The 16,276-nt window shown below is 42.8% G+C and carries 22 protein-coding genes; 16 read left to right on the top strand and 6 right to left on the bottom strand.

Annotation, left to right across the window (positions count from 1 at the left end; translation table 11 throughout):
- The first annotated feature begins 73 nt into the window (after nucleotides 1–73).
- Complete coding sequence (locus HC246_RS19605; protein ID WP_169365112.1) at nucleotides 74–334, top strand: hypothetical protein; 261 nt, start codon at nucleotides 74–76, stop codon at nucleotides 332–334.
- 232 nt (nucleotides 335–566) lie between these two features.
- On the opposite strand, the gene HC246_RS19600 is transcribed toward HC246_RS19605, so the two are convergent.
- From HC246_RS19600 to HC246_RS19590, 3 genes are all read right to left on the bottom strand, one after another.
- Nucleotides 567–944 carry a hypothetical protein gene (locus HC246_RS19600; protein ID WP_169365111.1) on the bottom strand — a complete coding sequence of 126 codons (378 nt, stop codon included), beginning with the start codon at nucleotides 942–944 and terminating at the stop codon, nucleotides 567–569.
- Between the two features lie 6 nt (nucleotides 945–950).
- Nucleotides 951–1,412 carry a hypothetical protein gene (locus tag HC246_RS19595; protein WP_169365110.1) on the bottom strand — a complete coding sequence of 154 codons (462 nt, stop codon included), beginning with the start codon at nucleotides 1,410–1,412 and terminating at the stop codon, nucleotides 951–953.
- A gap of 67 nt (nucleotides 1,413–1,479) precedes the next feature.
- Entirely contained in the window at nucleotides 1,480–1,986 is a 507-nt protein-coding gene (locus HC246_RS19590) for a hypothetical protein (RefSeq protein WP_169365109.1), read from the bottom strand.
- 212 nt (nucleotides 1,987–2,198) lie between these two features.
- Between HC246_RS19590 and HC246_RS19585 the strand changes: the two genes are divergently transcribed.
- The 5 genes from HC246_RS19585 to HC246_RS19565 all read left to right on the top strand — a co-directional run bounded on the left by HC246_RS19585 (nucleotide 2,199) and on the right by HC246_RS19565 (nucleotide 6,599).
- Nucleotides 2,199–2,525: a hypothetical protein gene (locus HC246_RS19585; protein WP_169365108.1), complete on the top strand. Its 327-nt coding sequence runs from the start codon at nucleotides 2,199–2,201 to the stop codon at nucleotides 2,523–2,525.
- Between the two features lie 3 nt (nucleotides 2,526–2,528).
- Nucleotides 2,529–3,728, top strand: a complete 1,200-nt coding sequence (locus tag HC246_RS19580; protein ID WP_169365107.1) for a discoidin domain-containing protein — start codon at nucleotides 2,529–2,531, stop codon at nucleotides 3,726–3,728.
- A gap of 3 nt (nucleotides 3,729–3,731) precedes the next feature.
- On the top strand, nucleotides 3,732–5,672 hold the full coding sequence (locus HC246_RS19575) for a hypothetical protein (protein ID WP_169365106.1): 1,941 nt from the start codon (nucleotides 3,732–3,734) through the stop codon (nucleotides 5,670–5,672).
- Nucleotides 5,669–6,118: a hypothetical protein gene (locus HC246_RS19570; protein WP_169365105.1), complete on the top strand. Its 450-nt coding sequence runs from the start codon at nucleotides 5,669–5,671 to the stop codon at nucleotides 6,116–6,118. The genes HC246_RS19575 and HC246_RS19570 overlap by 4 nt, the downstream gene beginning before the upstream one ends.
- Before the next feature lie 286 nt (nucleotides 6,119–6,404).
- Nucleotides 6,405–6,599, top strand: a complete 195-nt coding sequence (locus tag HC246_RS19565) for a hypothetical protein (protein ID WP_169365104.1) — start codon at nucleotides 6,405–6,407, stop codon at nucleotides 6,597–6,599.
- A 36-nt stretch (nucleotides 6,600–6,635) separates the two neighbouring features.
- Here the strand turns inward: HC246_RS19565 and HC246_RS19560 are convergent, their stop codons facing one another.
- Genes HC246_RS19560 through HC246_RS19550 form a run of 3 tightly spaced genes read right to left on the bottom strand, consistent with a single transcriptional unit; the run spans nucleotide 6,636 to nucleotide 7,341 of the window.
- Nucleotides 6,636–6,875, bottom strand: coding sequence for a hypothetical protein (locus HC246_RS19560; protein WP_169365103.1), 240 nt, complete (start codon nucleotides 6,873–6,875; stop codon nucleotides 6,636–6,638).
- Between the two features lie 10 nt (nucleotides 6,876–6,885).
- Complete coding sequence (locus HC246_RS19555) at nucleotides 6,886–7,104, bottom strand: hypothetical protein (protein WP_169365102.1); 219 nt, start codon at nucleotides 7,102–7,104, stop codon at nucleotides 6,886–6,888.
- Nucleotides 7,105–7,110: 6 nt separating this feature from the next.
- Nucleotides 7,111–7,341 (bottom strand): hypothetical protein, encoded by a 231-nt coding sequence (locus tag HC246_RS19550; protein ID WP_169365101.1) that lies wholly within the window; start codon nucleotides 7,339–7,341, stop codon nucleotides 7,111–7,113.
- Between the two features lie 116 nt (nucleotides 7,342–7,457).
- Here HC246_RS19550 and HC246_RS19545 point away from each other — a divergent pair, with 116 nt between their 5' ends.
- From HC246_RS19545 to HC246_RS19500, 10 genes are all read left to right on the top strand, one after another.
- Nucleotides 7,458–7,685, top strand: a complete 228-nt coding sequence (locus HC246_RS19545) for a hypothetical protein (protein WP_169365100.1) — start codon at nucleotides 7,458–7,460, stop codon at nucleotides 7,683–7,685.
- Nucleotides 7,686–7,725: 40 nt separating this feature from the next.
- Nucleotides 7,726–8,007 (top strand): hypothetical protein, encoded by a 282-nt coding sequence (locus HC246_RS19540; protein ID WP_169365099.1) that lies wholly within the window; start codon nucleotides 7,726–7,728, stop codon nucleotides 8,005–8,007.
- Complete coding sequence (locus HC246_RS19535; protein WP_169365098.1) at nucleotides 8,000–8,446, top strand: hypothetical protein; 447 nt, start codon at nucleotides 8,000–8,002, stop codon at nucleotides 8,444–8,446. Before HC246_RS19540 ends, HC246_RS19535 begins: the two co-directional genes overlap by 8 nt.
- Nucleotides 8,443–8,673, top strand: coding sequence for a hypothetical protein (locus HC246_RS19530; protein WP_169365097.1), 231 nt, complete (start codon nucleotides 8,443–8,445; stop codon nucleotides 8,671–8,673). The genes HC246_RS19535 and HC246_RS19530 overlap by 4 nt, the downstream gene beginning before the upstream one ends.
- An 84-nt stretch (nucleotides 8,674–8,757) precedes the next feature.
- Nucleotides 8,758–11,688 (top strand): DUF5906 domain-containing protein, encoded by a 2,931-nt coding sequence (locus HC246_RS19525; RefSeq protein ID WP_169365096.1) that lies wholly within the window; start codon nucleotides 8,758–8,760, stop codon nucleotides 11,686–11,688.
- A gap of 2 nt (nucleotides 11,689–11,690) precedes the next feature.
- Nucleotides 11,691–11,993: a hypothetical protein gene (locus HC246_RS19520; protein ID WP_169365095.1), complete on the top strand. Its 303-nt coding sequence runs from the start codon at nucleotides 11,691–11,693 to the stop codon at nucleotides 11,991–11,993.
- 437 nt (nucleotides 11,994–12,430) lie between these two features.
- Nucleotides 12,431–13,435 (top strand): multicopper oxidase domain-containing protein, encoded by a 1,005-nt coding sequence (locus HC246_RS19515; protein WP_169365094.1) that lies wholly within the window; start codon nucleotides 12,431–12,433, stop codon nucleotides 13,433–13,435.
- Between the two features lie 171 nt (nucleotides 13,436–13,606).
- On the top strand, nucleotides 13,607–14,683 hold the full coding sequence (locus HC246_RS19510; RefSeq protein WP_169365093.1) for a helix-hairpin-helix domain-containing protein: 1,077 nt from the start codon (nucleotides 13,607–13,609) through the stop codon (nucleotides 14,681–14,683).
- A gap of 66 nt (nucleotides 14,684–14,749) precedes the next feature.
- Nucleotides 14,750–15,682: an FTR1 family iron permease gene (locus HC246_RS19505; protein WP_169365092.1), complete on the top strand. Its 933-nt coding sequence runs from the start codon at nucleotides 14,750–14,752 to the stop codon at nucleotides 15,680–15,682.
- Nucleotides 15,683–15,842: 160 nt separating this feature from the next.
- A complete protein-coding gene (locus HC246_RS19500; protein WP_169365091.1) occupies nucleotides 15,843–16,172 on the top strand; it encodes a hypothetical protein in 330 nt (109 codons plus the stop codon).
- The last annotated feature ends 104 nt before the right edge of the window (nucleotides 16,173–16,276 follow it).

Raw genomic sequence — 16,276 nt, 5'->3', positions numbered from 1 at the left:
TTAAACTAGAATCAAAAAACATACTAAAAAGTCCTACAATGAGACTATCAGTCTCGCTGTAGGACTTTTTAGTATGGAATCGAAAAAATTAACTAAGCAACAGAAACGCAGTAGACGATCGCTAAAAAATACAATCCCACTCGCAAAGCTGACACATGATGAGGTTTATTTAATTACAGCATTGCTATCTAACTGGAAAGCATCTTTTGACAGTGTGGGAAACGCAAAACTGATAGAGAAAAAGATTAAAGTTGCTCCCTTTGCAATGGGTGAGGCAAACTTTTGCCAACTGGTATATAAACTCGAAAATTTTGTCAATCCAAAGACGATCTAGGAATTTGGATCGGAATACCTATGCCGTCTTGATTCCTTTATCTCATTCTTGAGTTCAAGACTTTCTCTCTCTAAAAACTCAATCTTAGTCCTCAACACATTTACGTGTCCTACAAGCTCTGTGTATCCCTGTTTCTGAGCTTGTTCGATTCGATTTATTGAGTTAGTTATCTTAACTGATGTTCCCAATATCGCAAGGAGAACACTAGCTTCAATTACGAATGGAGGCATTGCTATAGACTCCCTATAAATATATTTTGTCCAACATTCAGAACCTGTACATTTTGAGCGTACAAAGGCTCATAAATACTGATGTTTACATTGCCTCTAATCTTGCTGTAAGGGGCAAAGATCAATCGATAATTCGTGGCAAATTGCACATCAATTTCAATCATATTTTTATCGAATTTGATTGATTGAGCCTTGCCACTTGTAAAGCCTAGCTCTGGGATAAAAAGTATCGACTGTAGAGTGCCAAAAGTAGCTTGAGGAACCCTTGCAGCCGATACTTCTATGAGCAATTTAGGCTGTGTGAACTGAATTGGCACAGCAAACTCACGCTTGATCGAGAAATTCACTGTGCCACGATACAAAAGCCTTATATTGCCCATGATGCTCTATTTACCTGCGGCTGGTTTCTTTGCGCTAGATTTTGGCTTTGCCTTGACCTTGCTAGCATCACCAACAATCTGAGTGCCACCTGCAACGGTTTTGAATGCTACCGCTTTGCTGTTTTTCGCCAAAACAGTCTTGGCTAGCGAATACGAGCAACCATTTGGCACTACCACTGAATACCATGAGATACCGTCGGCACTACACAGCATAGATCTCCGTCCACTGGCTGTACCTCCAGATCGGGGTAGATACAAAGCTCCATTCTTGGCTTTAATAAGCTTTGCATCCTTTGCGGCGGCTGTCGCGGGTTTTAACTTGATATCCAAAGCCTTGATAGTGCTTTCTGGAACTTTGCCGATCAATTGAACTGTTACTTCTTTTCCAGACTTCTTAGTCTTTTTTGAGCCAAAGACAAGAGGAACTCGCCGCCCTGTCGCTGGTCTACTTTTGCGAGTAGTCGCCATAAATTTTCCCTTTAAATTTCAAAGATTGATGGAAGGCTTAGGACTCAGACAGCCCTAAGCCAGTCGCCTACACGTAGTTAACTGCGGTGAGGGTAACTTCACCAGCACTGCCAAGGGTAGGAGTGAAAGGGATGTTTGCGGCGATCGTTGCCAAGCCTGTTTCTAAGGACACATCAATGGTGATGTTGTTAGGCTGATCGGTTGTAGGTGTTACAGACTTCTCTGCTGCTGCCAACAATTGAGCAATTTCAAGGAATGCACTAGGCAGATCGGTGGACTTAGCATCACCAGTGCCGACGGTGAAAGCGCTGTAGGTAGAGCCTAGATAGTCACTGGCATCGACAACCAACTTACCGCTTGAATCCAAGGAAGTCTGAATGGGTATAGCCGCGTTAATGGCAAATACGTTGCCATCGAAAGAGGCAGTCATTGTAATGTTATTCTTTGGCGCAAGAGCAGGGTTAGCCGCGTTGCGAGTAATTTCTGCTTGGTTCAATAAACGCGATACTTCAACGAAAGCACCTGCAATATTTGTGGACTTAAGAGAAGAACCTGTAGGGGTATATGCAGTCATTTTTTTGGGTTTGCTTTGACTAAACTTGCATAGCCAAGCTATATCCAAGGCGAAATACTCGCAAATCGCTACAGCCTATATTTTGCAACACTTTTAAATACCCGTCACATCCTTGGATAGTAGTATCCAAGGATGTCTTTCCGTTTGCGAAAAAAAATATTTTTGAACTAAAATCCGCGTCACGAAAACCGACAAAATTTATCTAAAAACATATGACTGCATTTGTCCGTAGTGGCACACCAACAAGCTCTCAAATGAGACTCCCTGACAACGTCGATACAGTCGAAAAATGCCTAACATGGTGCTTAGAGCAGATGTGGGATTTGTACGGTAACAGCGATTTTTATCCCGTGGCAAATGCCGATCCAGTCAAACGAGTCCAGAAAAATGCTTTTAAGGCTGCCAACGGCAGTAACACCAAGCTTTTTTCGATTTATCTAACCGTTGATCCGAACTTTGGGCGCGATGGAAGTACTAAGGAATGGCTTGCAACGCAAGAAATCGGAACGGCTACAGCATCCAATAATTACAACTCCTAAGCTATGACCTTATTCACTCAGATTTACAGCGACGCTCACAACTTTTTGCAAGGTGTGATCACTATCCCAAATACCGCGACAAATTTGGCGAAAGCGTATCTAGAAACCATCGTAGATGGCATTGTGGACAACACAGCACAGCCGATCCTATTGGGTTTTCTATATCAGGTTGACGCATCTCTTCGGCGTTCTAAACCATACCCAATCGTCAGCCAACGCCAGACTATCCCCCTAGATATGTCTGAGTGTGCAAATTTCCTATTTGTGCCTGTGAGTCGGTTTATTGACGATTACACTCTCAGCCTATATGTGTCGTCAGAATCTTCTGGTGGAGCCGTTGACCTGTCAGCCTATGCCCTAATCTCGCAATTGCCCGATCTAGCTCCTTACGCGAGACTTATCGACATTCCCAATCTTTCTAACTATGTCAGCAATTCGCAGCTAGCAACAGCTTTGGCGAACTATGCCCTAACATCCCAATTACCAGACTTATCAGCCTATGCATTAAAAACAGAAATAAATGGATTCTCGGTAAAATCCCAATCAGTATCCATTTCTCAAGGGCAATCAACAACAGTCAATGGTGTAGTTTTGGGCATATTTGAGCAGGTTGGATACAATCAGGTTTCACCGTCAAACATGACATCAAACTCCTCGCTATCTCCAATCATCGCAAGTTCTAGCAGTCAGTACGATAGCTCGTATGGGGCTTGGCGTTGCTTTGATGGTCAAGTACCGAACGAGCCTGATTTTGCTAGTAGCGGAGCTTTATCGAGTGACTGGATAGCTTTGGATTTTGGATCTGCTAGCAAAGTTGTTCGTCGGTATTCAATATTCCCGTCAAACGTGAGCATTGTTAACTCTAATACTCCAAAGCAGTGGACTTTTCAGGGAAGCCTAAACAATACTGATTGGGTAACGTTGGATTCGCAATCAAACATTTCGGGATGGGTAGGAGCAACACCGAAGGTTTTTGACTTTACAAACAGTGTTGCCTATCGCTATTACAGGCTGAATGTCACAGGTATTACAGTACCCGGTGGGCTTTTAAGGATCGGTGAGATCCAAATGTTTGAGCTTTTGGGTGATTCGTACAAAAAATCTGATGCTAATTATCAAGTAACTTACGCAAGTACGACAGGCACTCAAACAGTTACCCGCACAGCATCGGGTGGAGTAAACGCAATCATTCTTTACGCATAAAACATGGCAACACCCGCAGAAATAGCAGCCTTGAATAAGGCATTAAATTCGCCATCGTACAACAGATACAGTGGAACCCAATACCCTGCAACTCCAACGCAACAACCAGACCCCAAAACTCCGTCACAAACAAAATCAACACCAATACCTGCGGATAATGGACTGCTTAGACAGCCCCCAAAGACTAGTCCACAAGATTTAGAGAATGCTTTTAATGCGCCATCTGCAAGTAGGGGAGCGGCAAAGTATCCGAACCCAGCCCCAAAGCAATCAACACCAACCCCAGCAAGATACGGCGAAAAAATTGGCAATGGGATAAATAATCTCGGCAAAGCGGCGGCGATCGCCCAAGCGGCGGCGACGATTGGCGGTGATTTGGCTAATTTCGCGAAAACAAAAAGCCCTGAGGCGGCGGCTGAGGCGGCTGTAGATGCTCTGTCTCTAGGATTGCTGGCGGCTCCTAACCCTTACGCAAAAGCTGGAGGGCTATTCCTCTCCCTCTTAGGTAAACCATTGATGGGGTTATTTTTTGGCAGTAAGAACAACATCGCTAGCTCTTCAGCAGCCCCATTTTCTGGCGGACAGAGTGCTGGCGTTCAATACAGGGTGGGGTTTGTTGTTTTCTACAGTGATGCGCCGCCGAGATACCACCCTCCTGAAGGCGCATTAGGATCGGAAACGCCCCCAACTGAGCAACAAATTCGAGAGCAAGGCGCTTTAGTTACTGGACCGATCGCAGGATCAGTAACTTTGCGCGGGACAGGTCAAATTCTCGATCTTTATATAGATGGGGTAAGGTGGACACAGATCTATAATTTTGGAGCGAACCCAGTAGCACAAATTTACAGGGTATTTCGCAACGATGGGCAGCCAGAGGGAAACCCAGAATATAAACCGATAGTAAACAACGATGGCAGCGCACCTAACCCATCCTTTGACCCTAATGCTATTGGTGATGCGATCGGTCGGTTGGAGGATTTAAAAAATAGCGTCAATGGCATTAGCCAACAGAATGGCGATATCTTGGACGCTCTGAAGGGATTGCTTAATAAAAATGCGAACCCTAGCCTAGCACCGCAACCAGTTGCGCCAAATTTCACGCCACAACCTGCGATCGCGCCGCCAAATACGCAAATAAAATCTTCTCCTAGCCCTAGCAGTGGATCGGCTCCCTCTCCAAACTTTACGCCTCAAACACCGAAGACAGGCAGTCCTGATGATGTGGTTAGCAAACTTAAGGAGCAAATCAAGCAGGCAGAGCAGGCGGCGCAAGATGCTGCCAAGGTAGTCGAGCAAACTACTAAAGATAGGTTTAAACAAACAGATTGTCAGTTTTCTTGTGAAAATTTGGCTAAGTGTTTTGTTGATTTAACTGTTGATATTTTTGATGGTTGTAACGAGACAAACGGGACAGCTAAGACTAAACAAATTACGATTCAGGTATTACCAAAAGATAAGGAGAAAACCAAGGCAAGCTTTAAGGAATTGCTAGAAATTAGGTCAAGAGAATGCAGCCTAAATGATAAGGTTCTGACTGTCCCCGAATACTGGCAAGTGAGGGTAGGACAAAGACCGCAAGCGGTAGTTCTCTATCGTGAATTTGTGAATGGGAAGTTTACCGACACTTACTACCAGCACAGCATTCCTCATTACAACGGAGCAAAGGGAGTGAAGCCAAATCTATCGCAATTTAATAAAGGAGAACATAGCGCTATCTATGTCTGCAAGGACAATTCAAAGGTTCAGGTGTATGCATCAACGGAAGCGGAAGCGAAACGGATAGTTAATGAATTTGAGAAGCTGATTAACCCGCGGCTCCGCGGCGATATTGTCCATACTGGAACTCGAAAGGGAATCAAGAAGACTACAATTAAGCCTATCCGTTTAGACTTCTTTTCGACTGGTCAAACTAAACTTTCTCCTGATTGGAGTATTGCTTTATGAGTGCTATTTCTGATGCGATGAGGGATGTATTTAATAACAGTATCAATCTCTATTTTTTGGAGAGGGATTTTAATTATCAAAACTATGGTAAATATCCCTATCGCGACAGAAAGAACAGTATGCAAATCGTCGCTGATTTTAATGCGAATGCTTATAGTGTTAATGGTTTGTTTGTTACTGAAAGCTCATACACTGAGTTTTACCCGTCGTATATTGTTGGCACAATTCAACAGGTGATAGTGGGTAGTACTGAGGTTTACCAAAGCGTGATAAATGAGGATGGCACAACGAGCGATCCTGCTTTGGTTTTGGAGTATCAGCAATATCAGACTGTTGTAGTCAATGAGCTTGTAGAGGTCGAAGCGGTGGAAGTCCAGACGGTGCGCTATGTTTTCCCGTTTGATTGTGTTCCTGATAGTATGGGAAGGTTGAGATTGAGCTTTTAACAGAAATGTATGCAATCGAAAAACAGGTAACAAGATTTGAGCAGGCTAGTGTGTGGGTGAGATACAACAAACATCAGTACGATAAGAAGACAGTTGAGGCAGAGGTATCTTTTTTGAAAAAAGCCTATCGAGATATCAAATTTAGAGCAGTAAAAATTACATAACAATAAAGGCGATCGCTAAATTAGCGATCGCCTTTTATAATTTTGGTATGTACATAATCCGTAAAAAATCAAGAAGTGGCATAGCTCCGTTCCGAGGTGCGTTGTGCTGTAAGGAGGCTGGAGTGCCTTGCGGACATATATACAGAGACAAAGATACAGCGATTGCCGACGCTGAAAAGCTATCAAAAGTCAATCATGTTGGCTTTGACGTTGTGCGAGCCGCAAGACTGAAGCCCCGACGCAAAAGCTCTAAATTTTTATGGATGCTCAAAACCTATCTAAAGTTTGGGCTAATCAAGAAAAAAGTAATTATTTAAAAAGGCGATCGCTAAATTAGCGATCGCCTTTCTCGTTTATAAATATCTGCCCGTATCTCTATCAATCCTTGAGCGCTGTTCAGACTTGCCTCGTCTACGTTTTTTGGTACTAAAAGTATCCTCAATCCTTAACATCAAGAGTTTAAAGTCAGCCGCTATCCCTTCAGGTACGTTTGATTTTCGGTTTACGCGCTGTCCTCTCTGACTTTCTTTGACTATTACCCACAGGGCTATCAGCGCGATCGCAAAACACACCAAACCTAAAAACAAGCTCATTGGTAAGCACCTATTCTTTCTTCAAAGATTTTGATACTACCAAGTAGACAACACCTGCAACTATGGCGAAACCTGCGGCGGATGTAGGATATCTCAGCATCCAAATCGCCCAATTATCCAAGTCATTGATCACAAAGTAGATTTGCCGAATTAACCACGCTGTTCCCTGTACTGCAATGAACGCAACAGCAACTACAATCAGCGCTCTAATGTAAATATTTTCTGGCATTAATTTCTACGCGGCTGGCTTTGTCTCGTCATTTGTTGCCAACAAAAAATATAAGTAGGCTCTAGCTTTGTGGGGTAATGCTTCTACTATATGTTCCCACGTGGCAAGGTTCAGCCCTGACTTTCCAGTTTTAAAACGACTGAATTGAGCCTCTTCAATGTGCGCACTCTGGGCAATATCCGAAGCCTTGATTGCAAATTTTTCTATGACCTCAGCGAGAGCCTCTCTGTGATTCATATTTTTAGTTTTTAGTGGTAATTAATTATCGCTTAGGGTTGTAGATTCTTACAATGCTTATTTTTACAACTCAAAGGGTTTATCATAGAAATGATTTTTGAGTTGTAAAAAACTACATGACTATAGAAGAGTTTTTAAATACTCCAATAGGAGAACTGGCAAGAGTTTCAGGTATAGCAAAGGAAAACCTTAGCCGCTATCTAAGTGGTCAGCTATTGTCTGAAAAGACTTTGAATAGGTTAGGCGAAACATTGGGAATGCCTAGTTATAAGGTTTTGGAGGCAATTGTTATTAGACGGCAAAATAGTTGTAAGAATTTACAACCCTGTGTTAATTTGAAATGAAGTTGTAAAAACTTACAACCCTATTTAGGAGTAACTACCAATGGCATTCCCACAACCCGCAGGCTACTACGGCTTGCAGCTATCAGAACAGACTGAAGCAGAAATCTCAAAGCTAAGCGACAAAGCCTTACTTGAAGTGGTACACGATTTAGTCTCAGCAATCAGACACCGCACTGATTTTGTGAATTACGTGCTTCATTACAACACTTGTTCAGAGATAGATATGCTATCGACTGAGAAAAAAGTTGATTTATTGCGCTGGTTAAGCGATCGCCTTGCATTCCTGCACACCGTACCAGTGCAAGAGGTGAATCATGAGTAACGTTCTACCAAGTGAAGCGATCGCCAAAGAAGTCTTTTCCCTTGAGTTAACCCCCCAAGCGGTGCTACTCAACGAACTCACAGACTCAGTACTACAAGCACAAGAGGGATTCAAAGTACTAAACCTAAGCGCTGATGCTACTCAATGGATTAAATCCTTAACCATCATCGACAGCCTAACCATTATTGAATGCCTTGCCCACTCTCTGAAATCACATTTGATACTCGATTCGGAGCAACAAAAACTAGAAGATGCTGCCGACGAGCTTAGAGAGGAGCTTTATGAGTTTTGCCCATGTGGTGATCTACCTGCTGAGCAATGCGATGGAGAAGCGTGCGGCGAATTTGAAGCAATCCTTATCGACGAGGAAGCCGCTATTCAAGATGTACTCGACCCAAATTGGATGTACGACGCACTAGACGAGGGATTAGCAGCATGAAAGTCGATATCACAGGAGTTTTAAAGCAAGCTCAACGACATCTAGCAATACTGGATGACTTGCGAAAGCGACACGAGGCAAACTTTCCCGCCGACATTCAATCAAGATTTGAAGTTATTTCGACGGAGATGATCCTAGATGAACTCATCAAAAACATTGAAATTGTGCAAAACGACCCAACACAGCTTGACCTCTTCCTAAGAATTTATTGCTTCAAAAAAGACTAACCAATTCACGCGATCGCAACTTTACCCAGTGAAGTGGCGATCGCCATTTTTTTTGTACAAAATTTCATCCATGCACGAAAAATCATGCCATTTTCAATCTTTGACCACGTTCAATTCAACAAAACAGGGCGTGCAATATGCCCCTCATGCCTACTAACTAAAGGTGAAGGCTACCGCAAATACAACCTATCGGTATCACTTGACCCCGCCGATCATGGTGCTTACAAATGTCATCGAGGCTGCACAACCGAGCAAATCAGAGAAGCGATCGGCGACGCGAAGCCACTTGAGAAAACCTACATCCCCACAGCCAAACCACAAAAAGAAATCGTTTACCAAACCGATGAAAACATCGAATCATCATCAAGATTGCTGCGCGGGAAAACTTCAAAAACCGCCCCAAAAGCATTGCAATATCTACTTGATAGAGGATTAGAGCTTCGCACCATTGAGTATTTCAAGATTGGCTACACCTTCAAAAATTTTAAATATGGTGAAGAGTGGAAACCTACACCATGCCTGTTTATCCCCTACGAAATCGAGGCGGGTAAATGGCTTGGCAAGTATTTCCCTAATAAATGGTTGCCAGAAGAAGATCGCCCCGATCAACCAATGTCACAGCCAAACGTCACCGCACGCTGGTACTTTACCCATCAACCAGACGGCAAAGAGTTATGGATTTGTGAGGGTGAATGGGATGCCCTGCTATTGGGTCAGAAACTTTACAACGAGCAATCAAATATCAGCGTAGCCACAGCGACCTGTGGTGCTGGTGGCATTCCTAAAGATTTATCACCCCTGGACCAATACGATCGCATCGTGATTTTTTATGATTTGGATTACCCCGATAACAAAGGGCGACGGGCTGGACAGGATGGAGCCAAGAAACTTGCCGAGGCAATTGGCGATCGCGCATTTGTCGCCACTGTACCAGCGCCCGAAAATCCCAAAAATGGGTATGACATCACCGACGGATTCAAGGAATTTGGCGATCAATACCTTGAAATGCTTATCAAAGCTTCAAAGACTGAAAATACTATTGATGTTGTTTCAGAGGAAATTACAGAGGCGGCGCAAAGCGCCACACAGGAAACAGAGCAGGAAATTATCCATCTAGACCGATACGACCCCGACGAGCCGCCTATCTCTGAGCATTTCAACCAAATTGCCCAGAAAAAACTATTCAGTGATAAACACTGGGTTTGTATTAATGACACCTTGCATTATTGGACAGGCACACATTACGAAGTCAGTCCCGATCCAGTCGAAAAGCGTCGCATCAGTGAATTTTGCAATAAGTTTCTGGTCTACGATGACCGCACCAATAAGCGCACCTACAAATATGCCAATGAGCAAAGCGTCAATGCTGTAATGAAATGGGTGAAAGTTGGCTTTGGTGTTGACCCTACAACCGTAAATCCCACAGGTTTAAACCTTGCCAACGGTGTTTTAACTATTGAATGGGAAGGCAAAACACCAACTTGGAAACTTAAAAACCATCATCCAAACATGGTTTATACCTACTGCTCCAAAGTCAGATATGACCCAAAAGCCGATCCTGAAACCTGCGATCGCCTACTAATTGCCCTTGATGATGCACAGCGAGACGTATTTCTGAAAACCATAGCTGCCTCTTTTGACTTGGCAAATGTGCGTAAAGTCATGCCAGATCGTCTACGTGGCTTGCTTCTCCAAGGTGATGGTTCCAACGGTAAAGACACACTCAGAGAAGCGATCGCCGAAATATTTTCCCGTGGTATTACAGGTTGTTCGCTTCGCGACTTCCAACAATACGATGAGGGCAAAAAGTTCCCACTTGCCAAGCTGGAATACAGTCGCATCAACTGGGCATCAGAAAATCACTCACGCTTAAGCCTTGACAGTCTGCAATCTCTCAAGAATGTGCTTACTGGCGATCCAATCGACATCGAACGTAAAAACGTAGATGACTATGACATCAAACCCGCCTGTATCGTGCTTTTGAACTGTAACGAAGCACCGTCAATTGTTGGCGCACAAAAAGCCATTGAGTCAAGATATGCGATCGTCAAATTTGCGAAGACCTTCACCAGCGACCCGCAATCACCAGACGAACTACCCGCCGATCCACGATTCAAAAACGACCCTGAATTTCTTCAAAATCAAGTCTGTCCATCCTTACTAAATCGCCTACTAGATGCACTGGTGAGACTTATGCAAGATGGCATTGACTACAAACCTTTGGCGGGCGCAATTCAAGAAGCGAAAGAGGCAAGCTGCCATCTAATTAGATGGGCTACCGATATCAAATTAGAGCAGGGAGATGGATGCATCAAAATTGGCGATCTTTATGAAAGCCTTAAATCTTGGTATGTCGATCAAGGCATTTTAGATATTGAAACCACTGACAAAGGTAAAGAGCGACTTGATTGGCTTGACGATGGCAATCGTTTCGATCCTTGGATAAAAGCACCAAGGCTAATGAAACAAGGGTTAACCAAAATCTTTCCAAGAGCGCGTTTCAGCCAAAGGACAAAGCACGGTTTTCTAGTCTATGGTATTCAATCTATAAATTTTGCAATTTCTCATGATTTTGATTCATTTGATTCACCTGAAGAAAAAAATCAAGATATAGAGAGTATTTCAACCGATGAACCAAAAGGTGAACCAAATTTATTTGATTCATTTTTGGTGAACCAAATTAATAACACTGCAAATAATTTAGCTGGTGAACCAAAATCGATGGGTGAACCAAATTATTTTGACGGTGAAGCAAAAAAAACTGACAACCACGCCATTAGTGAACCAATGAACCAAGGTGAACCAAATTTGTGTGTCACTAATAATTACTTGCAGAAAAAATCATTTAAGCAAGGAGATCGCCCAGAAATTGGTGATCGCGTTGAAGTGGTGAAAGGATTTTTTGTAGGAGCCACTGGGACTATTACCGCCCGAATGGGATTGAAATATTTTGTAGAGTGTCCCAAGTGGGTTCAAGGCAATCATTTTTCTCGTGATGAAATCAGGGTTATTTAGATATGAGTGAGCTTAAGGAAATTGCAGCTAAGCTGTTTAAAAATTTATCAGATGCCTTTCTACGCACAGCTTACGAGCTAGAACCATCGAATTCGCAAGCCTCCATTATAGAAAGCATTTTTATCGAAAATCCAAAAATCGAAAGCTTATCCACAGGCGATCAAGTGCTAATTTTGGTCAAGAAAAAACGCTTTTGGGCGCAAATAATTTCCGTCAAAGGAGACTTGATCGAGGTCGAAAACAAGGTAATTCAACAATCTTGGGTAGTTACCATCGACCAGATCATTCACCTAAAGAAAGGCTAGCTTACTAAATTAGCTAGCTTGCGTAAAGATACAACGATCCCCAAAATCCGCTATATACAAGCACTTTAGTATTTTGAACAGCAATCAAATACCCGTGCTTGCGTAAATAACCATTATCGTAAGCTAAGTTGCTATGTAAGGATTCAACTAAATTCGCAAGCTTATAAATTTATGCGCGGCTAAAACGTTTAAAGAAGAAAGAGAGGATACCCAAAAATCTCTCTTCTATCATTTTAGGCATGTAGTCTAACTATGATTTAAGTAAGTCTATTTTTAAGTCTAATTACAAGTCTTGAATTCCTAGAATAAGGCTAAAAATAGCTTGTTAAATTATTTTTTCAAAGTCACTGTTTTTATTGCGCGATCGCTTTATGACAAATATTCAAAGTTAAGTGAAATTTGTTAAGGTAAATAGGAACTATTTGCAAGTAGGATTAATGGATCGTCAACGTCGAAAAATATTAGAACTTGGGCTTGGAGGTATTGGGTTAATTGGTGGCGCGATCGCTTGTAGTCCCATCATTTCAAATCGCAACAACGAGAATAATCAACCTACACCTAAAAAGATTGTGATTCCGCCGATGTCGCTCAACGAAGCGGCTCAGACCAGAATTAAGACTAGTGGACTCGATCCGATCGCCGCATTGCGAGAGTTTGATTACGGCAAAGTTAGTCAAGAAAATGGGCGCACAGTGCGCGAATTTGAGCTAACAGCCAAAAGTAAAACAGTTAAATTAAATGCCTCAACGGACTTCATTACTTGGAATGTAAACGATCGCGTTCCTGGTCCAACCTTGAGAGCAACAGAAGGCGATCACGTGCGGATTGCTTTTTCCAATCAGGCAGGACATGCCCATTCATTGCACTTTCACGGTGAACATGCTTCAGAAATGGATGGAGTAAAACCAATTCGCAATGGTGCAGCCACAATTTATGAATTTGAGGCTAAGCCCTACGGAGTGCATTTGTATCACTGCCATGTTGCACCTGTGGCAAGGCATATTGGTAAAGGCTTGTACGGAATGTTTATTGTCGATCCGCCAACGCCACGACCTCCTGCGGATGAGTTGGTGCTCATCATGGGCGGCTATGACATTGATGGAGATGGCCGCAATGAGATGTATGCCTTTAATGGTTTGCCCCATTTCTATATGCAGCAACCGATCGCTGTGCAGCAAAATCAGCTATTGCGTTTATATGTCCTTAATATGATTGAGTTTGACCCTGCGGCGACTTTTCATGTCCATGCGAATATATTTCAGGTCTATCGCACAGGACGCGGCATGACTCCCACAGAGGAAACGGATGTAATCACGATGGGGACTGCGGAAAGGCATATTTTAGAGTTGCAATATCGCTTTACGGGAAAATATATGTTTCATCCGCATCAAGATGCGATCGCAGAGGCAGGTTGTATGGGCTTATTTAATGTAGTCGCTTAGGGTTGTAAATGTTTTACCTGTAGGCAAAAGATTTACAACCAAGATTTATTGAGAATTACTTGCAAGATTATGCTCTAATAGGGTTAAATCAGTTATTGCAAATTAGTTGCATTATCTAGCAATCATTATTTCATTCATCTAACATCCCTTAATTAACCCTTAGTTACTTTCATGTCCGCAATTATTTCTTTCATTAGTCGAGCCTTGAAAGCTTTAGTCAAAAGCAAAGCCTTTTTCCTATTGTTCACCCTATCCTTAGTTAGTGCGATCGCGATCGCGGCATGTAGCAATGAGCCGAAAGCTTCTATTCCTTCTAATCCTGCAACCATTGAGTCTAAAACCGAGTCTAAATCTGGGACTCAAAAAGACGCGATGACACCTAGTCACAACAAAGCCAAGATCAATATCAACGAAGCGATTTTGTCTGAACTTGATAAGGTTGAAGCAAAGTTAGGAATTGCAGGTTTATCCAACAAAATTCAAGCGGCGCGTCCCTATACGAAGGTGGAAGACCTAGTGACTAAGAAAGTGGTCACGGCAGAACAGTTTGCTCAAATCAAAGATATGGTTGGCACGGAAACTATAGAGCTAACTGGTGAAGCTAAAGATGTTGATTATTTGACTAAACTTGGTTTGATGAAAGGTCACATGATTGTGGCGAAGGAATTGTTAGATCTTCAGAAACCTGACCAAGCACTTCCCCATATTGAGCATCCTGTCGAAGAAATTTATGCGGATGTGGAAGGACAACTCAAAGAACGCAAGGTCAAAGAATTTAAACAGCCATTGATGGATTTGCAGCAGTTGGTCAAGTCCAAGCCCAACGATCCTAGTATTGCCGCTAAATATAATGACGCAATAGCTAGTATTGACTCAGCGATCGCGGCAATTCCCGAAACTCAACGTCAATCACCGAAGTTTTCCCTCCAAGTAATCAATACAATTCTCGATACGGCGGGTACGGAATATCGTGCAGCGATCGCCAATGACAAAATCAAAGAAATTATTGAGTATCAAGATTCGCGAGGTTTCACTATTTATGTGGAGCAGTTGTACAAGAGCATCGCATCAGCAATGGAAAAGCAACATCCTGATGTTCACAAACAATTTACGGCAAGTTTAGAAAAGCTCAAGTCGGCATATCCTAGTGCTATCGCCCCAGACAAGCCAGTGCTGTCCGTTGCGGATATGGCAGAACTAATTAAAGGCAACGAGCAAGCCGCTACGAAAGTTTACGCAAAATCGTAGATCCCCTCACCCCTAGCTCCTCTCCCACTGGGAGAGGGGAATTGACACTTTTTATCTCAAAACTTTATGGACATCAGTTTAACTCTTCCAACTTTTGTAATTACCCTGCGCGAAGGTGTTGAAGCAGCATTGGTAATTGGCATCGTTATGGCATATCTCAAACGTGCTAAGCGATCACATCTAAATAAATGGGTATTTGCAGGGATTGGTACTGGACTCGTAATTAGTGCGATCGTCGGCATTCTCTTTAATTGGTTTATGCAAAGTGTCGGTACAAGTAACCCCGAACTATCAGCAGTATTTGAACCATTGCTCGAAGGTTTATTTAGCGTTGCAGCGATCGCTATGTTGACATGGATGTTGATCTGGATGACGAAACAGAGTCGCGCCATGAAGGGAGAAATTGAAGGCTCATTAAATAGTGTTTTAGGTAAAGGCAAAAAAGCAGGCTTGGGAATTTTTGGCTTAATCCTGTTTGCAATTTTGCGCGAAGGTTTTGAAGTTGTTCTATTTATTTCTGCCAAATTCCAAGAAGGATTTATGCCAGCTCTCGGAGCAGTCAGTGGCATCTTAGCCGCCACAGCGATCGCGATCGGATTATTTAAATTTGGTATCCAAATTAATATCCGCGCTTTCTTCAAAATTATGGGCTTCATGCTCCTTGCGATTGTCTCAGGTTTAGTCATTTCCGCCCTCGGACATTTTGATACGGCGTTACGAATTCTTTCTCAAAGCGATCGCAAGTCCGAGTCCATCTGCTTCTTTTATGAGCATTTTGCCCGCGAGCATTCCTGCATCCTCGGCAATATGGTTTGGAACACCACCAAAGTATTACCCGCCGAAAAATTTCCTGGGGTAATTTTCAGTTCATTATTTGGCTACACCGATAAGCTTTATTTAGTACAGGCGATCGCCTATGTTGCTTTTTTTGCGATCGTTGGCACAATCTATTACCGCAGCTTAGGCAAGCGACTAGTTCCAAACAATTCAAACCAATAAAGTTGAAATGGGCTGCTTTGCAGCCCATTTCAACTTTATTGAGAAGAGGTCGTGCAAAGCACGACCTCTTCTTCTTAGGTTAAGTTTTAACTGTTGCTTCTCAAGACTCACAAAAACTATGATGAAATCCAGATGAACTCTAATTTGTGAGCAAGTTTTTATGACTACTATCCGTAAAGTAACTGGTGATCCTAATGAATTCTGGAGTGAACTAAGTTGGAGCGATCTGACCAGCGCTGAACAAGATCTCTGGACTCAATTAGGCTGGAATGAAGAAAATTGGGATGACGGACTGGATTTTCCTGAATGGGATGACTTATCCAGTGAAGACCAAAAACTTTGGGGAGTATTAGGTTGGACTCAATCTAGCTGGGAAGGAGAAGATGACATTCCTGCGTCTGCGGACAAATCTTGGGAAGAGTTAACTAGTGAAGAACAAGCTGCCGCCACTGAACTTGGTTATACCCAAGACAAATGGGACAACGAATAAAATTTTTGTCGTGGCGAAGCCTCGATACAGATAACTTACAGCGCTTTGCGCTCAAAACCAAACCAAGATATTTTTTAAAAGGCTTGCTTCGCAAGCCTTTTAAA

It is taken from the genome of Pseudanabaena yagii GIHE-NHR1 (genome assembly GCF_012863495.1).
GTDB classification, from domain to species: Bacteria; Cyanobacteriota; Cyanobacteriia; order Pseudanabaenales; family Pseudanabaenaceae; genus Pseudanabaena; species Pseudanabaena yagii.
Note: the sequence above shows the minus strand (reverse complement) of the source record. Positions and strands in the feature narration are given on the sequence as shown.

Coding starts and splice junctions, on each gene's coding strand:
- HC246_RS19550 (WP_169365101.1), bottom strand. CDS start 7,341: ATGAATCACAGAGAGGCTCTCGCTGAGGTCATAGAAAAATTTGCAATC.
- HC246_RS19500 (WP_169365091.1), top strand. CDS start 15,843: ATGACTACTATCCGTAAAGTAACTGGTGATCCTAATGAATTCTGGAGT.
- HC246_RS19600 (WP_169365111.1), bottom strand. CDS start 944: ATGGGCAATATAAGGCTTTTGTATCGTGGCACAGTGAATTTCTCGATC.
- HC246_RS19575 (WP_169365106.1), top strand. CDS start 3,732: ATGGCAACACCCGCAGAAATAGCAGCCTTGAATAAGGCATTAAATTCG.
- HC246_RS19530 (WP_169365097.1), top strand. CDS start 8,443: ATGAAAGTCGATATCACAGGAGTTTTAAAGCAAGCTCAACGACATCTA.
- HC246_RS19570 (WP_169365105.1), top strand. CDS start 5,669: ATGAGTGCTATTTCTGATGCGATGAGGGATGTATTTAATAACAGTATC.
- HC246_RS19505 (WP_169365092.1), top strand. CDS start 14,750: ATGGACATCAGTTTAACTCTTCCAACTTTTGTAATTACCCTGCGCGAA.
- HC246_RS19595 (WP_169365110.1), bottom strand. CDS start 1,412: ATGGCGACTACTCGCAAAAGTAGACCAGCGACAGGGCGGCGAGTTCCT.
- HC246_RS19510 (WP_169365093.1), top strand. CDS start 13,607: ATGTCCGCAATTATTTCTTTCATTAGTCGAGCCTTGAAAGCTTTAGTC.
- HC246_RS19545 (WP_169365100.1), top strand. CDS start 7,458: ATGACTATAGAAGAGTTTTTAAATACTCCAATAGGAGAACTGGCAAGA.
- HC246_RS19605 (WP_169365112.1), top strand. CDS start 74: ATGGAATCGAAAAAATTAACTAAGCAACAGAAACGCAGTAGACGATCG.
- HC246_RS19520 (WP_169365095.1), top strand. CDS start 11,691: ATGAGTGAGCTTAAGGAAATTGCAGCTAAGCTGTTTAAAAATTTATCA.
- HC246_RS19525 (WP_169365096.1), top strand. CDS start 8,758: ATGCCATTTTCAATCTTTGACCACGTTCAATTCAACAAAACAGGGCGT.
- HC246_RS19590 (WP_169365109.1), bottom strand. CDS start 1,986: ATGACTGCATATACCCCTACAGGTTCTTCTCTTAAGTCCACAAATATT.
- HC246_RS19540 (WP_169365099.1), top strand. CDS start 7,726: ATGGCATTCCCACAACCCGCAGGCTACTACGGCTTGCAGCTATCAGAA.
- HC246_RS19535 (WP_169365098.1), top strand. CDS start 8,000: ATGAGTAACGTTCTACCAAGTGAAGCGATCGCCAAAGAAGTCTTTTCC.
- HC246_RS19515 (WP_169365094.1), top strand. CDS start 12,431: ATGGATCGTCAACGTCGAAAAATATTAGAACTTGGGCTTGGAGGTATT.
- HC246_RS19585 (WP_169365108.1), top strand. CDS start 2,199: ATGACTGCATTTGTCCGTAGTGGCACACCAACAAGCTCTCAAATGAGA.
- HC246_RS19560 (WP_169365103.1), bottom strand. CDS start 6,875: ATGAGCTTGTTTTTAGGTTTGGTGTGTTTTGCGATCGCGCTGATAGCC.
- HC246_RS19555 (WP_169365102.1), bottom strand. CDS start 7,104: ATGCCAGAAAATATTTACATTAGAGCGCTGATTGTAGTTGCTGTTGCG.
- HC246_RS19580 (WP_169365107.1), top strand. CDS start 2,529: ATGACCTTATTCACTCAGATTTACAGCGACGCTCACAACTTTTTGCAA.